We start from the raw sequence: 18,172 nt of genomic DNA on the forward strand, positions 1-18,172 counted from the left end.
AGTCGCCGGGTCACGGGAACGGATGGGGGTGGGGGTTGACGTCGGCCGGGCCCAGCGGCGCGGGCCGGTGGCCCAGCCGGGCGGGCAGGTCCAGCAGCCGGGGCAGCCCGTGGGTGCGGCGCATCCGGTGGCCGAAGGTCATCGGCAGCAGTCCGGGAACGATCACCTTGGCACAGGCCAGGCGGCCCGCCCGGTGTTCGTCGGTGGTCTGGTCGACGACGACGACGTCCAGGCCCAGGGCGGTGAAGCGTTCGACGCACTCGGCCAGGTCGGCCCGCAGGTCGCGGCCGCGGGGCCGGCAGTCGGCCCGGTGGAAGGCCTCCTCGACGGGCCGGCCCACCGGGTCGCCCATCAGGAAGTCGAACCGGTCGAACGCGGCGGGATGGCAGTAGAGCAGGGCGTGGTCCCGCATGTCCCGGACCAGTTCGGGGTCGGCCACCATGCGGGTGATCCGCTCGTGTTCCGTGCGGTGGGCGGATCTGTTCCAGCCGAGGTTGGCGGCCAGTTCCAGCATGCCGTTCAGTACGGCCCGTTCGGGGTCGAAGTGGGCTCCGGCCGCGCACACCGCGGCGGGCTCGGCGCCGGGCGCGGGGTGCACCGCCATGACCCAGGCCGTGGGGATGCCGTGGTCGGGGGTGGTGGCGTACGCCATGACGTGGTGGCCGCCGTCCTGCCGGATCCGCTCGGCCAGTACGGCGATCCGCGGGTCGGCGACGGTGGCGAGGTCGATCCTGGGCACGGGCAGCCGCGCGTACCAGGTCAGCAGGAACGCGTCGCGCTCGGCGAGTTCGATCAGCCCGTGCAGCGCCGCCTCCTCCAGACAGCCGCCCAGGGCGCACCCGTTGGACACCTCGTAGGCGAGCGGGCGGGCGAGGGGGTTGCCGTGCCGGGTGCGGTAGTAGGCGTAGTCCTCGGGGACGAGCACCGGGGCGTTGCGGCCGAGGGAGTGGCCCCATACCCAGGTCAGTTCGGCGTCGGGGTCGAACGGCGGGTAGGGGAAGCCCGGCTCGGCGTACCGTTCGGGCGGGTAGAGCCCCAGGTCGGCCGGGTGGACGGCCTGGTCGGCGACCTCCCGGTGGGCGGCGCGGACCACGGAGCGCCGGCCACCGGGGCGGGCTCCGCCGAGCCGCTCCAGCGCCTCGGCGAGCGCCGTGCGGGCGCAGCCGGCGTAGTCGAGGTCGCGGCCGAATCCGGCCTCCTCCTCCGCGCCGGGCAGGTGCACGGGGGCGGACACCATGGGGTAGCGGTAGTCGGTGCGCACGTCGAGCTGCCGGATCACCCCGGTGCGTCCGTCGACGTAGGTGCGCACCAGCAGGTCCCAGTCCTCGGCCAGGTCGCGCATCCGGTAGGTGTCCGGGTCCGGTTTGGGGCGGGGGGTGGCCATGAGCAGGGGCGGCCCGTCCGGGGGCAGCCCGCCGCAGTGCGGGCACGAGGGGTCGGGCAGGAAGGGGTGGACGTCGACCGTCATGCGGGTCAGCGAGAGGACGGCGACGGCGCGCAGCGTGCGCGCGGTGGCGGGATCCGCGAGGTCGGCCGTGACGAGGGAGGCCGCCACCTCGCAGGCCCAGCCCGACAGGACCGGTGTGGCCCGGTCGGCGAGCAGATCGGCGAACCGCTCGCGCAGGGCCGCCCGCGGGCTGTCCGGGCCGAGGGCCCGGTCGCGCCGTACGTCGGCGCAGTGGGCGCAGCCCGGCTGGTCGGGGAGGACGAGCGGGCCGACGACGAGGTTGCCGAGCTCCGTGCGGACCGCCAGCCGGGGCAGGTCGGGCCGGACGGGCGTGGTGCCAGGACTCCAGGCGTCGTCGGCGGTGACGACAGCGCCGCAGGCGGGGTCGGTTGCGGGCACGAGCCGGTGGGTCCGGGAGACGGCGGTCCGGAGCGCGTCGGCGAGCAGTCCCTTGCCCAGCACGGCGGCGGCGGGTCGGGAGGTCGGTGCCGTGGCGGCTTCGGTCAACGTCTCCTCCTTCGGCGGGGGTGTGCTTCGGCGGCGGGGCCGGTGGGTGACGGTGCCCCGGTGCCGTGTCCGGCGGGCTCGGGCCCACCGGACACGGCGGTGCCGACCGGGGTCAGCAGCAGCAACAGGAGCAGCAGCTCGCGGGCGTGCCGGTCGAGGTGCAGTTGGACGCGCCGATCTCGACCATGGCGTGGCCGACGTTGACCGACTCCAGGCTCGCGCCCGGCGAGGTGGGCAGTACCTGAAGCTCGTCCGCGCTCAGGTCGGCGAGGTCGAGCACGAGGTTCGACTCCATCGGGTCTCCTTTCTCCAGGATGCTGGCTGGACCGCTTTCGGTCCGTGAGCCACTGTCGGGCGTTCGCCGGTCCGAGGTCTTCACGGTGCGACCGCAGAATCGACCGCAGGAACCCGGGGGCCGGACCGCAGGACCGCAGAACCGTCACCAGATGAGCGGCGGTTCGTACTGGGCGGTGGGCCTGCGGCGTCCGAGGACGAGCGTGAAGACCGGCACGACGTCCCGGTCCGCCCCGGTCAGGGTCCTGACGTCGGCGTCGTCGTATCCGTTGGTGACCCGCGCGGACACTCCGGCGGCCGCGGCGAGGACGCTGATGCGCTGGGCCACGACACCGGCCTCCTGGTGCAGCACGCGGTAGCCGCGAGCGCCGAACCACCGTTCCCCCGCCTGCCGGTCGACGCTCAGGAACACGATCGCGTTGGCCTTCGCCGCGTTCACCGACGGGGTCCGCTCGCAGAGCATGGACACCACCGCCGGCCAGTCGGGTGCCGGCTGTGCCACCAGCGCCGGTGACGGGTCCATCCGGTAGAGGCCGGCGGGCAGGCCGGCCACGCCGAGTACGAGGACGTGACAGTCCACCAGGGGCCGCAGGGCGGCGGGGGCGTGGTCCGAGGGGACCGGCTCCAGGGCGTGGCGGAGCAGCAACTGCATGCCGTCGAAGGGCAGTTCGCAGGGCTGCGGCAGGAACATTCGGCCCCCGGAGTCGCGTGCCCTGAGGGCGTCGGCGAGTTCCACGTGCGCCGGGGCGGCCGCGTCGTCGAGCGGCACCGGTGCCGGGCAGCCGGCGGGAGCGGGGACGTGGAACGCCTCTTCGTCGACGGGGGCGGACGAAACGGGCTCGCCGCGGGCGGCACGGTCCAGTGCGCGGAGCCCCGCCCACAGCCGGGAGTCGGTCCGGTTGCGCCGTACGTGGTGGGGTTCGAGGGCGGGCAGCGGATCGCCGTCGTCCGCGTCGGCCGGGGGCGCACCGACGGGATGCCGGGCCGAGAGGTCGACGACGGCGAAGGCGGCCTCCTCGTCGCCGTCCACGCCGACGGCACGGTGCACCACGTCGGCGTCGAAGCGGTGGTGCACGCGGGCGCCGAGGCCGAGTGCGCCGGCGGCCATGAGCAGGTTGCCGACCGTCATGCCCGCCTCCTGCGCGCACAGCCGGTAGGCGTAGTCGCGGTAGCGGAACGCCGCTTTGCGGAAGTGCACGGCGACGACCAGCAGGGCGTGCGGGGGCGCGGCCGTGGTCCCCGTCCCGGTCGCGGTCCGCAGCGTCTCGGGGATCCCGCCTTCCCGCAGCCGGGTCAGCGCGTGGTGTGCGGGGTCGTAGTGGTAGCAGCCGGCGGGCAGGCCGGGGGAGGCCGCGGCCGTCCACAGGTACAGCTCCACCGGATAGAAGCAGCGGGCGGAGGCGACCGTGCGGTGATGGGGCCACACCGCGTGCGGTCCCAGTTCGATACGGGCGAGCCCGTAGGCGTGGTGAAGCAGCGCCGAGACCGCGGGTTCGTCGAGGGTGTCGCGGCGGGGCGGCCCGGCGGGGTGGGCGCGGCGGTGGCCGGCGAAGGACCAGCGGGCGTCCCCGATGGCGCGCGCCGGCGCGCTGAGCGGGTGCCGGGGCAGGCCGCGGTAGGTCTTGGTGGGCAACGGGTCCTCCGGGCCGCCCTCCTCGCCCTGTCCCTCCGCGAACAGCTCACGCACGTCCTCGAAGGTGCGCTGCCAGAACCGCAGGCTCAGTGGCGGCGCGGCCGTCGGGGTGTCAGCCATCTGCCAGGACCACCTTGAGAACGAAGGGCAGTACGTCGTGCACCGCCGGATCGTGGTCGAGCGGCACCACGACCGGTTGCCGCCCGCGCGCCGCCAGGGCCCGCAGCATGGCGTCGCGGTCCGGCGGCGCCACCGCCGCCGCGCGGGGGTGAGGGCCGGGTGGCGGGCCGAGCCGGGCCGGGCCGGCCGGGGCGTAGGGGCCGCCGCCGTCGAGGGCGGCCTGCCGGTGCAGGACGACCCGCTCCAGGCCGTCGGCGACGGCACGGGGCCCGCAGGTGACCGCGACCGGCTCGCCGCCCTGCCACCACGCGAGGACGGGAATGCCGAGGCGGGCGCCGATGTCGGCCAGGCCTGTCGTGCCCCCGGCTGCGCGCAGCAGGTCCAGCAGACGGCGGGCGCGGCCTTCGCACGCCGTGGCCGCGGCGTCCAGGGCGACCGGCCGCACCCTGCCGTCCGCGAGGTCCGCGAGGGCCAGGTCAGCGCAGTGCTGGGCCAGGCCGTCGGTGACGGCGGCGTCCCAGCCGAGTTCGGCGGCCAGGCCGGTGCCCGCCGCGAACGCGTCGGCGAACGGCACCTCGACGGCGCGGCGGTGGTGCGGGTCCCAGCCCCGCACCACCCGGCCGGACGCCGCTCCGCGCGGGTCGGCGGCGGTCGCCGCGTACCGTGCGATGCCACGCAGCGCGGCCCGGCCACGGGCCTCGGCGAAGTCGAGGCCACTGCCGAAGACGCGACCGGGCCCGCCGTCGCGGGTGCGGACTTCGGTCACGTGCAACGGCATCTGGAGGAAGTCCTGCTCGTCCAGTTCTCCCAGCACACCGACGTACGGGTCGAAGCACCGGGCCGCGCGGCGGGAGAACTCCTCCTCGTCCAACGGGGCCACAGCGGCGAGGCGTTCGATCCGCTCGGCGAACTCCGCGCGGCCCTCGGCCGGGACGGGGTGTGCCACGGGGTGCGGCAGGGCGCTGTGCCGGGAGGTGCGCAGCGTTTCCAGGTCGATCCGGGTCAGCATGGAGTCCTCGGCCGTGGCGATGCCGGTGACCGCCTTGAGCGCGGCCAGCCCCAGGTGGGAGGCGACGACGGCGGCGGCCGGACCGGTGCAGAACTCGCCGGTGCGGTACGGGGGCCGGGCGCCCAGCCGCAGCCAGGCCGACCGCCAGTCCTTGCCCGCGGGCCCCAGCCAGGCCACGTCGTCCAGGACCACGCCCTGCACCAGCAGGATCTCCCGCTCCCGGCAGTGGTCGTAAAGGAGTTGCGCGCGCTCGGCAGCGGGTCCCGGCGCCACCTGCAGCACCACGTCGGCACCGTCGAGCGCGGCGCGGAGTGCGGCCCGGCCGTCGGCGCAGACGTGGTCCACGCTCTGCAGCGGGTCGCGCCCGAGGGCTTCGGAGACGAGCTCGGCGAGCCGGCCGGTGTCGGTCGGCGACTCCTCGGTGCGCACGGCCCGCACTCGGCGCACTCCGGAGCGGAGGGTGGCACAGACCAGGGACACGAAGACCGGTCCGCAGCCGACGACGGCGAACGCGCTGTCCCGGTAGGTCTGGAACCGGCGCGCCGCCGAGTCCGCGTAGTAGTCGATGAAGGCGATCTCCGCCGCGTAGGTGTCCCGTTCCCGGTCGGTGAGGTCGTGCGGCAGGTCCTCGGCGGCATCGGTCAGGCAGCCGGCCTCGTACAGCCGGTCCACCAACGCCCGTACCGCGGCGCTCTTCTCCGGTGGAAGCCCGCGGACCAGGTCGTCGAGGTGGGTGGCACCGTTCAGGTGCGGAGCGAGCCGGTCCAGCCACTGGTGGGCGGCCGCGCCGGTGAGTGTGAGATCGGCTCCGGCGCCGAACACGTGGGCGCCGTCGCGCGTGGGAACGTACAGCACGTCGGACTTGAGTTTCGGTTGCATCGCCCGCCTCGGGTCGTGGTCGGCTCGGTGACGAGCCGAGTGTCACGCCCGTACCCGCGCGCGTCTTCACGGGCCGGCCCCAGGGCGCACCACAGACTTTCCGAGCGCCCGCACTGCGGGCCGTCCCGTGTCCTCGGGTGTGGCCGCCACACCCGGAAGCGATGCGGCGGCCACGCCTCACTTGATGCGCTTGACCTCCTCGCGCAGGGCGCGCAGGGAGCGGACGGCCTCGATGGCCTTCCTTGACAGCGGCGGCACCTGGTCGAAGACGTATCCGAGGACGGAGATGCCTCCGGCGATACCGGCCAGGGCGGCCGTCACCCACCCGGCAGCTTCCATGTCGAGCCTTCCAGGAAGAGGGTCAGTGGTCGGTGAGTGGCCCGCCGGCGACGGGGGATGCGCCGGCCGGCCACACGGCCTTCCACTGGCTGTCTCCGGGATCGCTCGTCCACGAGGACGCCCGGCGGCTCTCGCGTGCGCCGCGTTCGGCTGCGCGGCGCGGGAAACGATGTGAGACTCGGGGCGGTTTTCTCATCTCTGCTACGCGTACGGGCACCGCGACCTCCACGGTTACTCGCCGTGCCGAGGCACGTTCACGCGCGGGATACCTACCTCCGCGTCCTCGGACCATACTCCTCGAAGGGCGCGTTCCGGGCGGATTGGCCGAAGGCGCGCCCACGAACAGCTACGGACAGCTCAGGAGATTCGCCACGTCGGCCGACGAGTTCGCATCTCGTTCTGGTGGAAGTACGTGCGGCCGCGGTTGCCGTGCCGGATGGTCCGGTACTTCTGGAGGTGCTCGGCGCACAGGCCGTACATCGTCACGTCGTCGCCGTTGACGACGAGGCCGGTGTCGGCGGTGTTGCTCTGCCGAGGAGTTGAAGGCGGCCGAGGACAACCGCCCCCGGCCGGCGCCCCCTACGCCACCGCCTCCCCGGCCGGAATGTCCGCCGTCGCCTCGCCCGGCTGCCGCTCGAACTGGGTGCGGTACAGCTCCGCGTACCGGCCGCCGGCCGCCAGGAGCTCCTGGTGCGTGCCGCGTTCGACGACCAGACCGGCCTCGACGACCAGGATGAGGTCCGCGGCCCGCACCGTGGACAGCCGGTGGGCGATCACCACCGCGGTGCGGCCCTGCAGCGCCTCGGTGAGCGCCTCCTGAACGGCCGCCTCGGAGGTGTTGTCCAGGTGGGCGGTCGCCTCGTCGAGGATGACGACCCGCTGGCGGGCCAGCAGCAGCCGGGCGATGGTCATGCGCTGGCGTTCCCCGCCCGACAACCGGTATCCGCGTTCGCCGACGACGGTGTCGAGGCCGTCGGGCAGGGAGCGCACGAGGTCGTCCAGCCGGGCCCGGCGCAGGGCGTCCCACAGCTCCTCGTCGCTCGCCGAGGGGCGGGCCAGCAGCAGGTTGGCGCGCACCGAGTCGTGGAAGAGGTGGCCGTCCTGGGTGACCATGCCGAGGGTGGAGCGCAGCGCCGCGAAGCTCAGGTCGCGCACGTCGACGCCGCCGATGCGCACGGCGCCCTCGTCGACGTCGTACAGGCGCGGCAGCAGCTGGGCGACGGTCGACTTCCCGGCGCCGGAGGAGCCGACCAGGGCCACGGTCTGTCCGGGTTCGGCGCGGAAGGAGACGCCGTGCAGGACCTCGGCACCGCCGCGGGTGTCGAGGGTCGCGACCTCCTCCAGCGAGGCCAGGGAGACCTTGTCGGCCGACGGGTAGCCGAAGCGGACGGCGTCGAACTCGACCGAGACCGGGCCGTCCGGCACCGCGCGGGCGTCGGGCCGCTCCTCGATCAGCGGCCGGAGGTCGAGCACCTCGAAGACCCGCTCGAAGCTGACGAGGGCGCTCATCACCTCGACGCGGGCGCCGGCGAGTGCGGTGAGCGGTGCGTAGAGCCTGGTCAGCAGGAGCGCCAGGGACACCACGGCGCCCGGCTCGAGGGTGCCGCGCAGGGCGAAGAAGCCGCCGAGTCCGTAGACCAGGGCGAGCGCGAGGGAGGACACCAGGGTCAGCGCCGTGATGAACGCGGACTGGGCCGTCGCCGTGCGGATGCCGATGTCCCGCACCCGCCGGGCCCGGGCCGCGAACTCCTCCGACTCCTGCTCGGGGCGGCCGAAGAGCTTGACCAGGGTGGCGCCGGGGGCCGAGAAGCGCTCGGTCATCCGGGTGCCCATCGCCGCGTTGAGCGTGGCCGCCTCCCGCTGCATGCGGGCCATCCGGCTGCCCATCCGGCGGGCCGGCACCACGAACACCGGCAGCAGCACCAGCGCGAGCAGGGTGATCTGCCAGGACAGGGTGAGCATCACGGCGAGCGTGAGCAGCAGCGTGACCACGTTGCTGACCACGCCGGACAGGGTGTTGCTGAAGGCGCGCTGGGCGCCGATGACGTCGTTGTTGAGACGGGAGACGAGCGCTCCCGTACGAGTGCGTGTGAAGAACGCGACCGGCATGCGCTGCACATGATCGAACACTGCCGTCCGCAGATCGAGGATGAGCCCCTCCCCGAGCGTCGCCGACAGCCGTCTGCCGAGGATGCCCAGCGCGGCCTCCGCCACCGCGATCAGGGCGATCAGCAGGGCAAGGCGTACGACGGTGCGCTCGTCGCCGTGCGAGACGATCGCGTCGACGACGCGGCCGGCGAGCACGGGGGTGGCCACGGCGAGCAGCGCGGTCACCACTCCCAGGGCGACGAACTGCGCGATCCGGCGGCGGTGCGGCCGGGCGAAGGCGGCGATGCGGCGCAGGGTCGCGCGGGCGAACGGCCGGCGCTCCTGCTGGGCGGTCATGACGCTGTGCAGCTGCGTCCAGGCGGTGGTCTCCATGCTCATGGGAGAGAACCTAGAACCTCAAGCATCGTTGAGGTCAATGTGTGTGCCCCGCAGGAGCCGAGGACTCCGCCTTCGCATCCGCTGTCCGCCCGTAAGCGGCTGTCCCGCATTCCGCAACCCGCCGTTGGCGTGGCGCGGAAAACCTCTTCGGATGTGACAGCGGTCCAACTCCCCGATCTCCCGCCCGGACGTCTCCCCCGTCGCGTCCCGGTCCGCCAGGCCCTGTGCCTGGTGCCGCTCCTGCTCGTCACGGTGGCCGCGGTGCAGCACCGCTCCGTGCTGGCCGAGGGCTTCACCCACCTGAGGAGCGCCCAGTGGCCGTGGCTGCTGGTCGCGGCCGGTGCCACCTGTCTGACCTGGGTGGCCGCGGCCGTCACCCGGCAGGGCGCGGTGCTAGAGCGGCTGCCCAGGCGGCGGCTGCTCGCCACCCAGTTCGCCGCCGGAGCGGCCAATCACCTGTTGCCCACCGGGCTCGGCGCCGGGGCGGTGAACCTGCGGTTCCTGACGGTGTGCGGGCTTCCGCTCGCCCGCTCCTCCGCCGCGCTCGCCCTCTACCTGCTCGCCGAGAGCATCGCCCGGGTGACCCTGCTGGCGGTGCTGTTCCTGGCCTTCCCGGACGCGCTGCGGCTCGGGGACCTGGTACCCGCCGGTGCGATCGGGCCGCTGTTGCTCACCGCGGGTGCGGTCCTGGTCGTCGCGGCCGGCGCGCTGGTCGTGGTACGCCGGCTGCGCACCGCGGCCTTCGGGTTCCTGCGCACCGCCCTGAACGAGGCCCGCTCGGTGCACACCCGCCCGGCGCGGGCGCTCGCCCTGTGGGGCGGTTCGCTCGCCTTCCCCGCGCTGCAGGCCGCCGGGCTGGCCGCGGTGGGGCGGGCACTGGAGCTTCCGGTGCCGCCCGCGCACATGGCCCTGGCGTATCTGGCGGCGACGGTCGCCGTCGCGCTGGTGCCCACTCCGGGCGGCCTCGGCTCGGTCGAGGCCGCGCTCATCGTGGCCCTGGTGGCGGCGGGCGGGCCGGCCGCGGTCGCCACGGCGGTGGTCCTGGCCTACCGGATCATCACCGTCTGGCTCCCGCTGGTGCCGGGGGCGTTGACGCTCGGCGCCCTGGTCCGGCTGAAGGTGATCTGACTCCGCGCGCCCCCTGACGGCCCCGGCAGACCGGCATCGGCCCTGGCCGGGGGGCCGGCCGGGACTTCGTCCTGTCGGAGCCGGTACCGCCCGTCGTCTCCGGAGCCCGTACGCCTGGCGTGTCCGGAGCCGGTACCGCCGTGCCGCCGTCGCGGTGTCCTGGTGCACCCCTGCCGCGAGCCCGGTCCGCGCGGGCGACCGGCTGCGCGCACCCATGAGCCGGTAGCCTGCCGCTCTCGTCGAGAAGGAGGCCACCGCCATGCCGGTCCGCATCGAACGCCAGGGCCCCGTCACCACGGTCGTACTCGCCCGGCCGGAGGCCCGCAACGCCGTGGACGGCCCGACGGCCGAGGAACTCGCCGCCGCGTTCCGGGCGTTCGAGGCCGACGACGAGGCCCGGGTCGCGGTGCTGTGGGGCGAGGGCGGCACGTTCTGCGCGGGCGCGGACCTGAAGGCGATCGGCACCGAGCGCGGCAACCGGGTCGCCGAGGAGGGCGACGGGCCGATGGGGCCGACCCGGATGCGGCTGTCCAAGCCGGTGATCGCGGCGGTCGCGGGGCACGCCGTCGCCGGTGGCCTGGAGCTGGCGCTGTGGTGCGATCTGCGGGTGGCGGAGGAGGACGCGGTGTTCGGGGTGTTCTGCCGCCGCTGGGGCGTGCCGCTGATCGACGGCGGTACGGTACGGCTGCCCCGGCTGATCGGCACCAGCCGCGCGCTGGACATGATCCTCACGGGCCGCCCGGTGCCGGCCCGCGAGGCGTATGAGATGGGGCTCGCGAACCGGGTCGTGCCGGTCGGGCGTGCCCGTGCTCGGGCGGAGGAACTGGCGGCGCAGATCGCCCGGTTCCCGCAGGCCTGCCTGCGCTCCGACCGGGCCTCCCTGCTGGAACAGGAGGGGCTGGCGCAGGACGCGGCGCTGCGCGGTGAGCTGCGGCACGGCATGGGGGTCCTGTCGCAGAGCCGTGACGGGGCGGCCCGGTTCGCCCGGGGTGCGGGGCGGCACGGTTCCTTCACGGATCTGTGAGCGGACCGGCTGTCCCTGGGGGGTGTCGTCCGGATCACCGCGGGTCCGCGACGCCCGGCACGGCACCTCGCCGCGTTGTCGCATGACCCGAGTACGCCCGGTACGCGGGTCATGCTCCGCCCTGCGAGGCACCCCACCGCCGCGGCCTGATCCGCAGTGATCCGAACGACACCCGCTAGTGTCCTGCGCCGGAAGTTCCCAGGCAGTTCCGGCTGAGCCGCGGACGGTCAACGCGCCTGGTCGGCAGCGTGAATCCGATCACCGAGACGAGGCAGATCTACCGATGGACTTCAGGCGCAGGACACTAGGTCACCGTCACGAGTACCGGACCGCCCTCGGGGTCGACGCGGTGCGTCCAGCGGGCGGTCAGGGGCAGGGGCCGGTTCGGGACCGCGGCCCGCACGCGCGGCCACTCGCGGTGCAGCAGGCGGCCGTTCTGGGTGACGTGCAGCGTGGGGCGGTGCAGTACGGCCGTGGTCCGCAGCACGTAGGGCAGGTCGTCGCCCGTGGCGACGCGGTGGGGGGCGATCCAGCGCAGCGGGGCGGCCACGGCGAGCGGGACCCCGGCCGGCCATCCGGCGCCGGTGAGCCACTCCCGCACGGCGGCAGCCGCGTGCGCGCCCTCCCGGGCCGCCGTGGCCGCGCTCTCGGCAGGGTGCAGCACGCTCCCCGCGGCGAACACGCCCGGGTGCGAGCTGCGCAGGCGGCCGTCGACGGCGGGGCCGCGGGTGCCGGGGTCGAGGCCGAGGCCGCCGCGGCGGGCGAGTTCGTCCTCCGGTACGAAGTCGCCGGTGAACACGACGGTGTCGCAGGGCAGTACGGCACTGCGGCCGTCGCGGTGGCGTACCCGGACGCCGGACAGCCGTCCCCGGCCGAGGAGTTCGGTCACCGTGGTGCCGGTGAGCAGCGGGATGCCGTGGCGCAGCCGGGCGTCCAGGGAGCGTCCGGGGGCCGCCTGGTCGCGGGGCAGGTCGGTGACCATGGCCACGACGTGTGCTCCCGAGCCGCGTACGGTGCCGGCCGCCGCGTAGGAGACGTCCTCGGCGCCGACCACCACGGCCCGGGTGCCGATGTGCTGCTCGTACAGGTGCACCGCCTGCTGCAGTTCGCCCGTCGTGTACACCCCGGCGGGACGGGTGCCCGGCACCGGCCGGGCCGCGCGCGGGCGTTCGCGGGCGCCGGTGGCCAGGACGACGGCCCTGGCCTCGATCGTCTCCGGGCCGTCCGGGCCGACGGCCGTGAGTGTCCGGGGGCCCGCCCAGTCCAGGGCGGTCACGCCGGTGCGCAGGACCGCTCCGGCGCTCACCGTGGCCCGGGTGAGCAAACGGGCGTAGGCCGGGCCGGTCAGCGGGTGCAGCCAGGTGCCGAAGCCGCCGTGCGCACAATGCCGGGGCACTCCCCCGGACTGCCGCTCCCGGTCGAGCACCTCGATGCGGCCCGCACCGGAGGCGGCCAGGCGGGCGGCGGCCGCCAGTCCGGCGGGGCCGGCCCCGACGACGAGGACGTCGACGTGGCGTACTCCGGTCACCTCGCCGCCTCCTCGAACAGCGCCCGTACCGCGGCCGAGCAGTAAAAGCCCTGGCAGCGGCCCGCCCTGGCCCGGGTGCGGCGGCGCAGTCCGTCCAGGCTGCGCGGCGGGACCGTACTGCGGAGCGCGTCACGGATCTCGCCGCGTGAGACGCGCTCGCAGTGGCAGACGAGGGCGCCGTACTCGGGGTCGGCGGCGATGAGGTCGGCGCGCTGGTACGGGCGTGGGAAGGCCTCGCCCAGGTTCGGCATGCGCACCGGAGCCAGGTCCCGCACCGGGCCGAGGCCGAGGCCGGTGCCGGCCAGCGACTCGACGACGTGGGCGGCGATGGCGAGGGAGGCGGTCAGCCCGGTGGAGCGGATGCCGCCGACGGTGACGCAGGCCTGGCCGGGGTGGGCGGTGATGCGGTAGTCCTCGTGCTCGGTCGCGGCACGCAGGCCGGCATAGACGGCGGTGACCTCCTCCTCCAGCAGTTCGGGGAGGATGTGGCGGCCCTTCTCCCGCAGCAGGGCCAGGCCGTCGGCGGTCGAGCCGGTGGCCCGCTTGTCGTCGAGGTCCTCGGCGGTGGGGCCGAGCAGGACGTTGCCGTACACCGTCGGGGCGACCAGGACCCCCTTGCCGAGGGCCGTCGGGACGGGCAGCAGGATGTGCCGGAGCAGGGACCGGGCGAACTTGTCGAAGACGATCAGCTGGCCGCGGCGCGGGGTGACGGTGAAGTCGTGGTGGCCGAGTTGCCGGTCGAGGTCGTCGGCGTGCAGTCCGGCCGCGTTGACCAGGTACCGGGTGCGCAGGGTCCCCCGGGTGGTGTCGATGAGGTGACCCTCCTCGCTCCGACGGGCCTGCCGTACCCGGCAGTCGAGATGCAGGTCGACGCCGTGCCGGACCGCCTGTGTCGCGTACGCCAGGGTCGTGGTCCACGGGCAGACGATGCTCTCGCCGGGCACGTGCAGCGCGCCGAGGGCGCCGGGGCCGAGGTGCGGCTCGCGGGCGTACAGCTCGGCGGGCTCGATCAGGCGGGTGTCGTGGCAGTCGTTGCGCTCGGACTTCTCGGCGAGGCGGGGCAGGGCGGCGAGCTGGTCCTCGTCCCAGGCGACGAGCAGTGCGCCGACCCGTTCGACGGGGATGCCGGACTCGGCGGCGTAGTCGGCCAGTTGGCGGCCGCCGTCGCGGACGAGGCGGGCCTCGAGGGAACCGGGGGGCGCGTCGAAGCCGGTGTGCAGGATGGCGGTGTTGGCCTTGGAGGTGCCCTCGCCGACATCCTCCCCGGCCTCGACGAGGGCGACCCGCAGCCGGGGGTGCCGGGCCAGTTCGCGGGCGATCGCGCAGCCGACCACTCCGGCACCGACGACCGCCACGTCGTACGCCTGCGCGGGCAGCGCCCCCCGCGTGGTGACCGTCACGGGCTCAGCAGGGAGGCGACGGCGGCGCGGAAGGCGCCTCGGCGCGCCTCGGCCTCGCCGGGGCTGATGCGCGGCTCGTACACGGCGGCCGGCTTCCAGTCCGGGAGGGTGTCTTCGACGGCCGCCCGGGGGTCGGCTCCCAGCCGGGCCAGGGCGGCGGCGCCGAGCGCGGTCGCCTCGGGCAGCGCGGACACCTCGACCGGGCGTTGCAGCAGGTCGGCCTGGATCTGCATGAGCAGGGCCGAGCGGGTCAGGCCGCCGTCGACGCGCAGGGAGTCCGGCGGGCTGCCCAGGTCGGTCGCGGCGGCCTGGGCGAGTTCGGCGACCTGGGCCGCCAGGCCCTCGCACAGGGCGCGCACCAGGTGCCCGGGCGTGGTGTCGAGGCCGAGGCCGGTCAGCGAGCCGCGCACGTCGCCGCGCCACCAGGGGGCGGCGAGCCCGGCCAGCGCCGGTACGAAGGTGACGCCGCCGGTGTCGGGCACGGTGCCGCCCACGCGGTCGAGGTCCGCGGCCTCGGTGAGGACGCCGAGTTCGGTGAGCCAGCGCACTGCGGAGGCGGCGGTGTACACCTGCCCGTCCAGGCAGTAGCCGGTGCGTCCCGCGAGCCGCCAGGCGACGCAGCTGACCAGGCCCGAGGTGCCGCGCCGGGGCGTGTCGCCGGTGTGTGCGAGGAGGAACGCGCCGGTGCCGTAGGTGCACTTGGCCCCGCCGGGCCCCGTGATCCGCTGGGCGAGCAGGGCGGCCTGCTGGTCGACGATCAGGCCGGTGACCGGGATCTCGGGGCCGAAGGCGGTGGTCGTGCCGACGTGGGCCGCCGTGTCGACGACGTCCGGCAGCCCCTCCCCCGCCAGCCCGTACAGCTCCAGGGCGCGCGGCGACCATGCGACGCGGTCGAGGTCGAGCAGCTGGGTGCGGCCGGCGGTCGCCGCGTCGGTGACGAAGGCGCCGGTGAGCCGGTGGACCAGCCATGCGTCGGAGGTGGTGACCACGCCGTCGCGGGTGAGGTGCCGGCGGATCCAGGCCATCTTGGGCGCGGCGAAGTACGGGTCGAGGGGCAGTCCGGTCAGCTGCCGCAACTCCTCGGCGTGCTCGGCGAGTTCGTCGCAGACGTTCTGTGCCCGCCTGTCCTGCCACACCAGCGCGTCGGTCAGCGGCCGGCCCGTCGCCCGGTCCCAGGCGAGCACCGTCTCGCCCTGGTTGGCCAGCCCCATCGCCACGACCGGTACGCCCGCCTCGTCGAGGGCCCGGCGCCCGGCGTCGAGCACGGAGGCGTACAGCTCGGCGGGGTCGGCCTCGACCAGACCACCGGGCAGGTTCCGGGGCCGCACGGCCGCGAACCCGGTGCCGACGACGCCCCGCTCGGGGCAGACGACCAGTGCCTTGGTGCCGGACGTGCCCTGGTCCACGGCGAGCACCGGACCCGTCATCGCACCCCTTCCGCCGATCACTGCGCGACAGCCTGCCGCCGCTCGCCGCACCGCGTCAAGCGGCGTCGAGTGGCCGCCGACCGTACTGGGTTCGGGGGCAACCGTGCTGATTCGTACCGGGGTTCGGGAGGATCGGGAAAGGTGCAGTGGTCCGGAAGGGTCCGCCTCTATAGTGACCGCCGACCGCACGTGCTCCTCGACCGCCGCCCTGGGGAGGGCTGTTGTTACTCCACCCTGCCGTTCCGTCCCGATCGAGGACCGGAGCGGACGGCTGATGGCCCGAGAAGGAGCACGTCCCGCCTACGACCCGGCGGGCCACGACCCGGCCCTGCGCACGGCCCTGCAGGACCTGCGCACCGGGCGCTGGATGGCGATGCGGGACCTGCTGGAGCGGACCACGGCCTGGTGGCAGTGGACGCAGCGCACCCAGGTTCTGGCGGCCGCGGCCGCCGGTACCGACGTGGTGCGCGCCTGGCGCGCGGAGGAGCCGGAGAGCGTGCCGGCCGCGGTGATGCACGCCCGGGTCGCCGTGGAACGAGCGCTGCGGGCACGGCGGGAGCGCCACCGCCGGACGCACGAGCTGTGGATCGAGGCCTGGGACGCGAGCCATACCGCCAGCCGGATCGCCCCGCAGGACCCGGTGCCGTGGTTGTGCCTGCTGGCGCTGGCCCAGCTCGACGGCGAACTGAGCTGGGAGGAGCACCGGGTGGCGGCGCCGGAGCCGACGCTGCCGCCGGGGCCGTGGGGACTGCTCGCCGAGGCCGACAAGCGGGACCCGCACAACCGCGAGGCGCACCACCGGATGCTGCAGTTCCTCTACGCGCGCGGACCCTCGGACCGGCCCGCGGAGGCGGCCGGTTACGCCCAGTGGGTCGCCGGTTCCGCGCCGCCGGGCTCCGCGCTGCACGTACTGCCGCTGTACGTACGGGTCGAACGCTACCGCCGGGGCGGCGGGCACGACGCGGCGCTGGACCTGCACTGGGTCGCCGAGGACGCCACCCGCGAGGCGCAGCGCGCGCTGCACTCCTGGTTCGAGCACACGGACACCCCCGAGCGCTCCCTGCTGGACCTCAACCATCTGGCGCACGCCCTGTGGGGCGCCCTGCGTTTCGGGGACGCGGCCCGGGTGTTCGACGCGCTCGGCCCGTACTGGACGCCCCTGCCCTGGGCCCACCGCGTCCCCGACCCCCGCGACCGGGCCGCGGCCGTGCAGGTCTTCCTCCAGGCCCGGGCCCGCTGCCGCGCGGCGGCGGACGAGTCCGACCGCCCCTAGCCGCCCCTGTTCGTTGTGTCGATCTTCTCGGAGGTTTCCGTATGTCCCGCACCTCTGATCCGTCCCCCCTGCCGGGTCTGCCGCAGCACGACGAGGAACAGCGGCTGCGCGAGCTCGGCTACCGCCCGGTGCTGGCCCGCCGGATGGGCGGCTTCGGCAACTTCGCGATCAGCTTCTCGGTGATCTCGGTCCTGTCCGGCTGCATGACCCTGTACGGCTTCGGTCTCTCCACCGGCGGCCCCGCCGTGATGCTGTGGGGCTGGGCGGGTGTCGGCCTGTTCGTGCTCTGCGTCGGGCTGGCGCTGGCGGAGGTCACCAGCGCCTATCCGACCTCCGGCGCCCTGTACTACATGGCCGACCGGCTCGGCGGCCGACGCTGGGGCTGGTACACGGGCTGGCTGAACCTGCTCGGTCTGCTCGGTGCGATCGCCGGCATCGACTACGGCGCCGCCCTGTTCACCGGGGCCTTCGCCAACCTCCGGTGGGGCTTCCAGCCGACCCCCGGCAGGACCATGCTGATCTTCGTCGCGATCCTGCTGCTGCACGCGGTGCTGAACCTGTTCGGCGTGCGGCTGGTCAGCCTGCTCAACTCCGTCTCCGTGTGGTGGCATCTGGCCGGCGTGGGACTCATCGTGGGCGCGCTGGCGATCGTGCCCGCCCACCACCGATCCGCCTCATTCGTGTTCACGAAGTTCGTCAACGACACCGGGTGGTCCAGTCCCGTGTACGTGGCGGCCGTCGGCCTGCTGCTCGCGCAGTACACCTTCTCCGGCTACGACGCCTCCGCCCATCTCTCGGAGGAGACCTCCAACGCCTCGGTGTCGGCGGCACGCGGCATCGTGCGCTCCATCTGGGTGTCGTGGATCGCCGGTTTCGTACTGCTGGCGGGCCTGACCTTCGCCATCCAGGACTACGACGCGACCCGCAACAGCGCCACGGGGGTGCCGCCCGCGCAGATCCTGCTCGACGGCCTGGGCCCGGACGGCGCCAGTGTCCTGCTGCTCGTCGTCGTCGTGGCCCAGTTGTTCTGCGGCAACGCCGAGGTGGCGGCGGCCAGCCGCATGGTGTTCGCGTTCAGCCGGGACAAGGCCCTGCCCGGCTCGGGACTGTGGCGCCGGGTCAGCAGCCGCACCCAGACCCCGGTCGCCGCGGTGTGGCTGTCGGTCGCGGTCGCCTGTCTGCTGGCCCTGCCGTCGCTGTACTCGACGACGGCGTACGGCGCGGTCACCGCCATCAACGTCATCGGCATCACGCCCGCGTACGCGATCCCGGTGCTGCTGCGGCTGCGCGCGGGCGACCGTTTCCGGCCGGGCCCGTGGAGTCTGGGCCGGTGGAGCAGGCCGGTCGGCTGGATCGCCGTGGTGTGGGTGGCCCTGGTCACCGTGCTGTTCTGCCTGCCGCAGTCGTCGCCGGTGACCGTCGACACGATGAACTACGCGTCGGTCGCCCTCGCCGTCGTACTCGTCCTGGCCAGCGTGTGGTGGTACGTCGCCCGCCGTTCGTACGGCACGCCCACCACGGCCGCCTACGGCAGCGACCGCGACCAGGCCGAACTGGCCGAGGGCATCGTCTGAGCGATCCGGCCCTCCCGCCGCTCCCGGTACGAACTGCCGTGCCGGATACGGCAGGATGAACGATCGCGCCGGTCACCGGTACCGGTACCGGCCGGCGCGATCG

The 18,172-nt window shown here is 74.6% G+C and carries 14 protein-coding genes; 4 read left to right on the forward strand and 10 right to left on the reverse strand.

Going from position 1 to position 18,172, the window contains the following annotated elements; all coding sequences use genetic code 11:
* Positions 1-10: 10 nt before the first annotated feature.
* The 7 genes from AB0A61_RS15550 to AB0A61_RS15580 all read right to left on the reverse strand — a co-directional run bounded on the left by AB0A61_RS15550 (position 11) and on the right by AB0A61_RS15580 (position 8,709).
* Complete coding sequence (locus AB0A61_RS15550; RefSeq protein ID WP_361291840.1) at positions 11-1,954, reverse strand: TOMM precursor leader peptide-binding protein; 1,944 nt, start codon at positions 1,952-1,954, stop codon at positions 11-13.
* 112 nt (positions 1,955-2,066) lie between these two features.
* Positions 2,067-2,249, reverse strand: a complete 183-nt coding sequence (locus AB0A61_RS15555; protein ID WP_361291842.1) for a hypothetical protein — start codon at positions 2,247-2,249, stop codon at positions 2,067-2,069.
* 144 nt (positions 2,250-2,393) lie between these two features.
* Positions 2,394-4,001 (reverse strand): SagB family peptide dehydrogenase, encoded by a 1,608-nt coding sequence (locus tag AB0A61_RS15560; protein ID WP_361291844.1) that lies wholly within the window; start codon positions 3,999-4,001, stop codon positions 2,394-2,396.
* Entirely contained in the window at positions 3,994-5,889 is a 1,896-nt protein-coding gene (locus AB0A61_RS15565) for a hypothetical protein (RefSeq protein ID WP_361291846.1), read from the reverse strand. Before AB0A61_RS15565 ends, AB0A61_RS15560 begins: the two co-directional genes overlap by 8 nt.
* A gap of 177 nt (positions 5,890-6,066) precedes the next feature.
* Entirely contained in the window at positions 6,067-6,228 is a 162-nt protein-coding gene (locus AB0A61_RS15570; protein ID WP_361291848.1) for a hypothetical protein, read from the reverse strand.
* 357 nt (positions 6,229-6,585) lie between these two features.
* Positions 6,586-6,714, reverse strand: a complete 129-nt coding sequence (locus tag AB0A61_RS15575) for a hypothetical protein (RefSeq protein WP_361291850.1) — start codon at positions 6,712-6,714, stop codon at positions 6,586-6,588.
* Positions 6,715-6,807: 93 nt separating this feature from the next.
* Positions 6,808-8,709: an ABC transporter ATP-binding protein gene (locus tag AB0A61_RS15580; protein WP_361291973.1), complete on the reverse strand. Its 1,902-nt coding sequence runs from the start codon at positions 8,707-8,709 to the stop codon at positions 6,808-6,810.
* Between the two features lie 159 nt (positions 8,710-8,868).
* Here AB0A61_RS15580 and AB0A61_RS15585 point away from each other — a divergent pair, with 159 nt between their 5' ends.
* Entirely contained in the window at positions 8,869-9,843 is a 975-nt protein-coding gene (locus tag AB0A61_RS15585; protein WP_361291852.1) for a lysylphosphatidylglycerol synthase transmembrane domain-containing protein, read from the forward strand.
* 259 nt (positions 9,844-10,102) lie between these two features.
* A complete protein-coding gene (locus AB0A61_RS15590; protein WP_361291854.1) occupies positions 10,103-10,867 on the forward strand; it encodes a crotonase/enoyl-CoA hydratase family protein in 765 nt (254 codons plus the stop codon).
* 304 nt (positions 10,868-11,171) lie between these two features.
* On the opposite strand, the gene AB0A61_RS15595 is transcribed toward AB0A61_RS15590, so the two are convergent.
* From AB0A61_RS15595 to AB0A61_RS15605, 3 genes are read right to left on the reverse strand one after another with little or no spacing between them, the layout of a single operon-like run.
* Complete coding sequence (locus tag AB0A61_RS15595; RefSeq protein WP_361291856.1) at positions 11,172-12,395, reverse strand: FAD-dependent oxidoreductase; 1,224 nt, start codon at positions 12,393-12,395, stop codon at positions 11,172-11,174.
* Complete coding sequence (locus AB0A61_RS15600; RefSeq protein WP_361291858.1) at positions 12,392-13,795, reverse strand: FAD-dependent oxidoreductase; 1,404 nt, start codon at positions 13,793-13,795, stop codon at positions 12,392-12,394. The genes AB0A61_RS15595 and AB0A61_RS15600 overlap by 4 nt, the downstream gene beginning before the upstream one ends.
* Positions 13,792-15,222: an FGGY family carbohydrate kinase gene (locus tag AB0A61_RS15605; protein WP_361291860.1), complete on the reverse strand. Its 1,431-nt coding sequence runs from the start codon at positions 15,220-15,222 to the stop codon at positions 13,792-13,794. The genes AB0A61_RS15600 and AB0A61_RS15605 overlap by 4 nt, the downstream gene beginning before the upstream one ends.
* 274 nt (positions 15,223-15,496) lie before the next feature.
* Here AB0A61_RS15605 and AB0A61_RS15610 point away from each other — a divergent pair, with 274 nt between their 5' ends.
* Together AB0A61_RS15610 and AB0A61_RS15615 are read left to right on the forward strand one after the other, a co-directional pair.
* The gene (locus AB0A61_RS15610; protein WP_361291862.1) at positions 15,497-16,495 is read left to right on the forward strand and encodes a hypothetical protein; all 999 of its coding nucleotides are present in this window, start codon (positions 15,497-15,499) and stop codon (positions 16,493-16,495) included.
* A gap of 41 nt (positions 16,496-16,536) precedes the next feature.
* Positions 16,537-18,069, forward strand: a complete 1,533-nt coding sequence (locus AB0A61_RS15615; RefSeq protein ID WP_361291864.1) for an amino acid permease — start codon at positions 16,537-16,539, stop codon at positions 18,067-18,069.
* Positions 18,070-18,172: the final 103 nt, after the last annotated feature.

Origin of the sequence: Streptomyces sp. NPDC046197 (assembly GCF_040646295.1) — a bacterium.
Classification (GTDB): domain Bacteria; phylum Actinomycetota; class Actinomycetes; order Streptomycetales; family Streptomycetaceae; genus Streptomyces.

What these genes read in the sequence shown, in the direction of transcription:
- AB0A61_RS15555 (WP_361291842.1), bottom strand. Translation starts at nt 2,249, where the DNA reads ATGGAGTCGAACCTCGTGCTCGACCTCGCCGACCTGAGCGCGGACGAG.
- AB0A61_RS15560 (WP_361291844.1), bottom strand. Translation starts at nt 4,001, where the DNA reads ATGGCTGACACCCCGACGGCCGCGCCGCCACTGAGCCTGCGGTTCTGG.
- AB0A61_RS15565 (WP_361291846.1), bottom strand. Translation starts at nt 5,889, where the DNA reads ATGCAACCGAAACTCAAGTCCGACGTGCTGTACGTTCCCACGCGCGAC.
- AB0A61_RS15570 (WP_361291848.1), bottom strand. Translation starts at nt 6,228, where the DNA reads ATGGAAGCTGCCGGGTGGGTGACGGCCGCCCTGGCCGGTATCGCCGGA.
- AB0A61_RS15580 (WP_361291973.1), bottom strand. Translation starts at nt 8,709, where the DNA reads ATGGAGACCACCGCCTGGACGCAGCTGCACAGCGTCATGACCGCCCAG.
- AB0A61_RS15590 (WP_361291854.1), top strand. Translation starts at nt 10,103, where the DNA reads ATGCCGGTCCGCATCGAACGCCAGGGCCCCGTCACCACGGTCGTACTC.
- AB0A61_RS15605 (WP_361291860.1), bottom strand. Translation starts at nt 15,222, where the DNA reads ATGACGGGTCCGGTGCTCGCCGTGGACCAGGGCACGTCCGGCACCAAG.
- AB0A61_RS15610 (WP_361291862.1), top strand. Translation starts at nt 15,497, where the DNA reads ATGGCCCGAGAAGGAGCACGTCCCGCCTACGACCCGGCGGGCCACGAC.
- AB0A61_RS15615 (WP_361291864.1), top strand. Translation starts at nt 16,537, where the DNA reads ATGTCCCGCACCTCTGATCCGTCCCCCCTGCCGGGTCTGCCGCAGCAC.